The organism is Streptomyces durbertensis, assembly GCF_014156695.1.
GTDB classification, from domain to species: Bacteria; Actinomycetota; Actinomycetes; order Streptomycetales; family Streptomycetaceae; genus Streptomyces; species Streptomyces durbertensis.
The window spans coordinates 1-6,316 of the sequence record NZ_WMLF01000323.1 but is presented as its reverse complement, the minus strand read 5'-3'; the positions used below and the strand labels follow the sequence as shown (position 1 = coordinate 6,316).

Below are 6,316 nucleotides of genomic sequence, written 5' to 3'. Positions count from 1 at the left end.
CCGGCCTTGCGGGCAAGCCTCTCGGTCCGCTTTCCTCCTGTCGTCTGTGCGCCACGACGCGATACGCCACCCTCGAAGCGTGGATTCCGCACGTCTTCTGGGTGAGGATCCCTCAGGAGTAGGCGAGTTCGGGGAGCGGGAGCGCCGGCTCCCCGCGTGCCGATCACCGGCGAGGGAACGCCGCCGATGAGGGCCAATGGTGAAACGGGGATTACCGCAAGGGGGCACGGGTGGCGCGTTTCGCCGTCATATCCGATTTGCACGGGAACTACGAGAACCTGCTGGCGATACAGGAGAAGGCTGCCGGACGCGTCGACACCATGGTTCTGACGGGCGACTACCTCGATGCGAAGGTGTCCAAGAAGGACCTCCACCGGGACCTCCATTGGTCGCTCCAGGACGCGGTGGACCTCGATGCGCCGCTGTGGCAAGCCCTCTCCTCCTGCGTTCTCGTGCGCGGAAACCAGGAGGAGCGCATCACCACCGTTCTTCGCGACCGAAGCGTCCCCAGCGCACTGCAAGCGCTGCTAGCCGCACCCGAGGAATGGGCCACGCCCACAACGCGGTTCGTGCACGGCCACCGCTTTCCCTGGTTCCGGGAAGGCGAGGCTCTGAGTTACCCCGTACTCAACGCCCTACCCGACCGCCCCGTCCTCATCCACGGCCACAGCCACCGACGGCTGCTCACCACCGGCCTGGAAGCGACCGGGCGGCACACCCCGCTCCGCCTGGAACCCGTGACCGGCCATGTCTACGAGCTGCCCGGGTCGGGCCTGTGCCTGGTGAACGCGGGTGCCGCGAGGGACCGCGAAGCGCACTGGGTGCTATACGACGAAGAGGCCCGCACGGTCACGTTCGAAACCATCCATACGCAGGAGGCCGTTGATGAGGCAGCAGGATAGTCCCGCACCGCGGGTACTGGTGATCGCCGGGCGGGCGGGAAAGCTCAAGGCTGCCGTGGACGCCGGCTTCGAGGTCGTCTACGCCCAGCACACCGGGCTCTTCACCGACCACCACCGCGCCGTTTCGCACGAGGCCCTCCTGCTCGACTACACCCGCCCCGACCTGCTCCTCCCTGTAGCCGCGGGTCTGCACCAGGCAGCCCCACTCGCGCTCGTCGCCTCCTTCACCGACCCCGGCCTTGAGCCCGCGGGGCTCCTCACGGAGCACCTGGGGCTGCCCGGTAACCCTGCCTCTGTCTCCACCCTGTTCCGGGACAAGTACGCGTTGCGCTCACGACTCGCCGAGGCCGGAGTGGAGACGCACCCCGGCGCCCTGGTCAACACCACTGCCGAACTGCGGGTCTTCTGCGAGAACCACGGCTACCCGGTCGTCCTCAAACCCCGTGATGGCACTGGCAGCGAGAACGTGCGGCGCATCGATTCCTATGAGGACGTGGAGCGGGCCTTCGACGGCTGCGCGGAGGAGCAACAGCCCTTGCTGGCTGAGCGGTTCCTCGTCGGCAAGGAGATCAGCGTCGAGACCGTGTCCCAGCATGGACGCCACTGTGTTCTCGCCCTCACGGAGAAGTTCATCGACGAGACCTTCGTGGAGTGCGGTCACGTCATACCCGCCCGCATCGGCCCTGAGCACCGGCCCGCCGTCGAGAAGCTCGTCATGGGCCTGCTGGACGCAGCCGGGCTCGTCGAGGGCTGCGCCCATACTGAAGTGATGCTTACCGACACGGGCCCGGTGAGTATCGAGTCCCACAACCGCATGGGCGGGGACCGCATCTACGAACTGGTACGGCTGTCCTACGGAACAGATCTGGAACGGCTCGGCTTCACGCTGCCACTCGGTATCGACCCGCTGCCCGAGCCACCTGCCCCGACCAGAGCAGCCGCGATCTGGTTCGTGCGGGCCGAGCCCGGCCGCGTGGTGGAGGTCGTGGGAAGAGAGCAGGCCGAGAAGGCCGAAGGAGTACACGAGGTGGTCGTCAACGCCGAACCCGGGAGCGTGGTCCAACCGGTGCGCTCCAGCGCGGATCGGGTCGGCTACGTCATCGCCACTGGTGAGAACTCCGACTCCGCGGTGGAACGCGCCCGGGCCGCCGCGGAGGAAGTCCGTGTGCGCACCGAGCCCGCCGCCACGGAGGCACACACCGGATGAGCCGCTGCCACGACGGGGCCCCGGAGACCGTCACCCATGTCATGGCCGGGTTCGGCGCGGCCCTCCTGCCCGACCTGGACCGCTGCCTGCCACCCCGCTCGCTCCTCGTCGTCGAGGAGCCGGACGTCGTCGCGGCTCGCGACCTCGGCCGACGGGCCACGGCCCACCCCTGCGTGGCTGGCGTCCTCACGGCACCCATCCATGAAGAGGACGATCTGTCCGCCGTGCTCGCCGCGGTGCCACGGCCGAGGAACGTCCGTGCCGTCCTGCCCGGTGTCGAATACGGCGTCTCCGCTGCCGCGGCCCTAGCCGACCATTGGGGTCTGCCTGGTGCGGGGGTGACTGCCGCTCGCGTCCTGCGGGACAAGGCCCTTTTGCGAGAGGCTGGCGAGCGGGCCGGAGTGCCGCAGCCGCGGTGGCGGAGGGCCACCTGCGCAGCAGATGTGCGCTCCTTCCGGGATCAGGAGGGCCATGGATGTGTCCTCAAACCCGCCAACCGCCAGGGCAGTTTGGGCGTGCAGCTCCTCGACGCCACGGATGACCTCGACGAGGCATGGCGGCACACGGTCGAGGCCGACGAGCCCCGGCTGCGAGCCAGACGACCGCTACCGGCGTCCTTTCTCGTGGAGGAACGCGTCGACGGCCCCGAGATCAGCGTCGAGTGCGTGGTCTTCGAAGGCCAGGTGCTGTTCCGCAATGTGACCGCCAAGAACGTTCGCCCGGGTCGGCACCCCGTCGAGATGGGCCATCACGTCCCGGCGATCCTGCCGCCCGGAGTGTCCGAGCGGGTCACGTCGGCCATGGAACGGCTGGTGGCCGCCACCGGCTTCCGGACAGGATTCCTGCACGCCGAGTGGATCCTGCGGGGTAGCGGACGACAGCCCGTCCTCGTCGAGTGCGCGGGCCGCGTGCCGGGGGACTGCATACACGAACTCATCGACCTCGCGCACGGAGGTTCCCTCCTCGCCGACCTCCTCACGGTCCTGTCCGGTTCCGCGAACGTGCCCCACCGCGAGCCGCACCGGCATGCGGCCATCCGATTCCTCAATTGTCCACCAGGGAAGGTGCTTTCGGTGAGAGGAACCCAGGAGGCGGAAGAGCCGGCCGACGTGGTGAAGGTCCACATCGCCACAGCGCCGGGCAAAGAGACGGGCATTGTCTCGAACTCCCACGAGCGCGCCGGATACGTCGTTGTGACCGGGCGAGACCGCGCCGACACCACAGCACTGCTCGACGCGGTATCCGCCCGCATCCGCTTCGACGTACGTCCCCGCCAGGACGCTCCCAAGGACGGCTGGTGCGAGGCCGGGAGGGCGACATGAGCGAGCACGTACTGGTCGTCGGAAGTGGGCGGGACCTGCCGGGACGCGTGCGCGCTGCGGCACCCGGAAACCGCACGACGGTGATCTGTCGCCTGGACTATCTCTCCCGCTTGCAGGAACGCGAAGCGCACAGCCGTGTCCTCGCGGTCCGCCACAACGCACCCGACAGGGAATGGGTGGCCATCGCCGCCGCTGTACACGCCGTGGACCCTTTCACCCGCATCGCCACATTTGGCGAGCGCGACCAGGACCGGTGCGCTGAGATCGGACGTGCACTCGGGTTGCACACGCACAGCCCCCGGACCGTGGCGCTCGTCCACGACAAGGCAGCCATGCGGGCGCGACTGCGGGAGACCGGCACGGATCTCACGCCCTCGGCCACGGTCACAGACCTGGAGGCACTGCGCGGGTTCGTCCACGAGCATGGTGTGCCGTGCGTGGTGAAGCCCACGCACGGCTCGGCCAGCGTCGGTGTCGCTGTGCTGCGTTCGGCGGAGGAACACGAGCTGACCGCCGCTCTCACGAGGGCCGGCGGAGACTTCTACGGCCTCTCCGGCACTGGGGTCGTCGCCGAACGCTTCCACGAGGGGCCGCAGCTGAGCGTCGAGGCATTCTCCGAGGACGGCGAGCACGTGTGCGTGGCGATCACCCGCAAGTACTCCGATCCCGTCAGCTTTGTCGAGCTCGGACACGTCGTACCCGCGCCGCTCCCACCGGCTACGGAGGACGAGGTTCGCAGCTACGTCACGCGCGTGCTCGACGGGCTCGGGATCACCTTCGGAGCCACGCACACCGAGATCGTCCTCACCGACGCTGGCCCGCGTGTGATTGAGACCCACCTGCGCATGGGCGGCGACGAGATACCAGCGCTCGTACGGTCCGCCACCGGCGTGGACCTAGGGGGCTTGGTAGCCAGACAGGCCGCCGGTGAACGCGTGCTCCCCGGCCTCCGCAAGGAACTGGCTGACGGACGGACACCGGTCACCGCGGCGATATGGTTCGCGGCAGTGTCAGCTGTCGGGGTGCTGACCTCTGTGGAGGGCGCGGACGAGGCGCGCCGCACCGCCGGGGTCGAAGAGGTCGTCGTACAGGCCGAGCCGGGGACGATGTGCACTGGGGTGGAGTCGTCCGACGAACGCCTTGCCTACGCCCGCTCAGCCGGAGCAAGCACCGAGGAAGCAGTTGGCTCGGCGCGAGCTGCCATCGCTGCCCTCGCGTTCCACATCCGGACGGTCCCGTCGATCGAGGAGGCAGTGTGACGTACCCGGTTGAGAACCTCGGTTCGTTGCGGATCACGGCGGGTGAACTCGCTGAGGAGATGCGCCGAAGAGCTCCGCGGGGTGTGCGACCTTCCTCCGGCGCCGTCCAGTCCTGGCACCGCGTGAGCGGACGCTTCGCTGAGGGCTCGGTCAGCGATCTCAGCCTCCAGCAGGGAGAGGCGACATCCGCCCGTTACCTGGGCGAGCACGGTCTGATCCACCGAGCAGTACCGGGCCTGACCCCCTGGGCGGCACGGTTCGAAGGCTTCGGGAACGCCAGTGGGTACCGCCCGCGCGGAACCGCAGGGGCACCTCCGTCCTGGCTGGAGGTCGGGGCGGTCATGGCTTCCCTGCGCGAGTTGGAGGAAGCCGCTCGCTCCTGCGATCCGAGCATTGCTCAGGTCGTGATCGACTTTGAGCTGAGCGAGCAGCAGATGGCCCTGGCGAGCGGAGAGAACGTACAGCGGCTGCGTACCGAGCACCGACTCCTCAGCTATCTCTCCGTACGGGTCGTCGCGCGCCGCGGCGACCGGGTGTCCACCGGCTTCTACACCCCCGGCGTCAGCGGGCGGCTCGACGAGATCGACGCGGCCGGCTCGGGCGCGGAGGTCGCCCGCAGGGCAGTCGCCGGCCTAGACGCCCGGCCTGCCCCGGTGGGCCGGATGCCCGTGGTCGTAGCGGGCGGCCGGGGGATGGTGCTCTTGCACGAGGCGTGCTGCCATCCGCTGGAGGGGGACGAGGTCGCGCGCGGGTCCGTCTACGCCGGACGGCTCGGGGAGCGGATCGCCTCTCCGCTGGTCGAGGTGCGAGACGACTCGACCGTATCGGGGGCAGTCGGTTCCTACGGCTGCGACGACGAAGGGACGACGGCCCGGTCCACGACGGTCATCGAGCAGGGTCGGCTCGGGGCCTACCTGACCGACCAGGACTCGGCCGCCAGACTCGGTACGGAGCCCAGCGGGAACGGGAGGTGCGGCACCGTGCAGCAGCCGCCCCTGCCCCGGATGACCAACACGTGCCTCGCGGCGGGGATGTCCAGCGTCGACGAGATCATCGCAGACACCCCCTTCGGGATCTACGCCGAGCATGTGGGGGGTGGTGAAGTCGTGGAGGCCACCGGCGAGTTCACGTTCCGCGTGACCAACGGATGGCTGATCGAGAAGGGCAGGATCACTCACCCCATCCGGGAGACGACCATCGCCGGCCTCGGAACGGACGTACTGCGGGGCGTCGACGCGGTAGCGGACGACGTGACCGTCGGGGCAGCCAAGTGCGGCAAGTTCGGACAGTGGGTGCCCGTCGGCGTCATCGGACCCACGGTGCGGGTCGGATCCCTGCTCGTAGGAGGAACAGAGTGAGTGACGGCATCCGGGCACTGATCGCCGAGGCCACGAGGCAGGCGGTCGACTGCGAGGTGTGGACCGCTCATCGGAACACCGAAGAGGTCGTCTGCCGTGGCGGTGCCGTCGAACGGCGCAGCGACGTCGAATCCGGCGTCACCGCCGTGACGGTGTGGCAGAACGGCGGCGAAGGGTACGCCGTGCGGGCGCTGCCCGACTCCGACGACCCCTCCTTGCTGCGGAGTGCGCTGGAGGTCGCCCGCGCACTGCCCGGCAGACTCCCCCC

The 6,316-nt window shown here is 69.2% G+C and carries 6 protein-coding genes; all 6 read left to right on the top strand.

The window, feature by feature from the left end; genetic code table 11:
* The first annotated feature begins 230 nt into the window (after positions 1 to 230).
* The gene (locus GL263_RS19215) at positions 231 to 902 is read left to right on the top strand and encodes a metallophosphoesterase (RefSeq protein ID WP_182856974.1); all 672 of its coding nucleotides are present in this window, start codon (positions 231 to 233) and stop codon (positions 900 to 902) included.
* On the top strand, positions 886 to 2,109 hold the full coding sequence (locus GL263_RS19210; RefSeq protein WP_182856973.1) for an ATP-grasp domain-containing protein: 1,224 nt from the start codon (positions 886 to 888) through the stop codon (positions 2,107 to 2,109). The genes GL263_RS19215 and GL263_RS19210 overlap by 17 nt, the downstream gene beginning before the upstream one ends.
* Positions 2,106 to 3,431, top strand: coding sequence for an ATP-grasp domain-containing protein (locus GL263_RS19205; RefSeq protein WP_182856972.1), 1,326 nt, complete (start codon positions 2,106 to 2,108; stop codon positions 3,429 to 3,431). Before GL263_RS19210 ends, GL263_RS19205 begins: the two co-directional genes overlap by 4 nt.
* Positions 3,428 to 4,690 (top strand): ATP-grasp domain-containing protein, encoded by a 1,263-nt coding sequence (locus tag GL263_RS19200; RefSeq protein ID WP_182856971.1) that lies wholly within the window; start codon positions 3,428 to 3,430, stop codon positions 4,688 to 4,690. Before GL263_RS19205 ends, GL263_RS19200 begins: the two co-directional genes overlap by 4 nt.
* 341 nt (positions 4,691 to 5,031) lie before the next feature.
* A complete protein-coding gene (locus tag GL263_RS19195; RefSeq protein WP_182856970.1) occupies positions 5,032 to 6,048 on the top strand; it encodes a TldD/PmbA family protein in 1,017 nt (338 codons plus the stop codon).
* Positions 6,045 to 6,316 (top strand): hypothetical protein (locus GL263_RS19190; RefSeq protein ID WP_182856969.1); only part of this gene is annotated, 272 nt, incomplete at its 3' end. The genes GL263_RS19195 and GL263_RS19190, both read left to right, overlap by 4 nt.

What these genes read in the sequence shown, in the direction of transcription:
- GL263_RS19210 (WP_182856973.1), top strand. Translation starts at nt 886, where the DNA reads ATGAGGCAGCAGGATAGTCCCGCACCGCGGGTACTGGTGATCGCCGGG.
- GL263_RS19200 (WP_182856971.1), top strand. Translation starts at nt 3,428, where the DNA reads ATGAGCGAGCACGTACTGGTCGTCGGAAGTGGGCGGGACCTGCCGGGA.
- GL263_RS19205 (WP_182856972.1), top strand. Translation starts at nt 2,106, where the DNA reads ATGAGCCGCTGCCACGACGGGGCCCCGGAGACCGTCACCCATGTCATG.
- GL263_RS19195 (WP_182856970.1), top strand. Translation starts at nt 5,032, where the DNA reads ATGGCTTCCCTGCGCGAGTTGGAGGAAGCCGCTCGCTCCTGCGATCCG.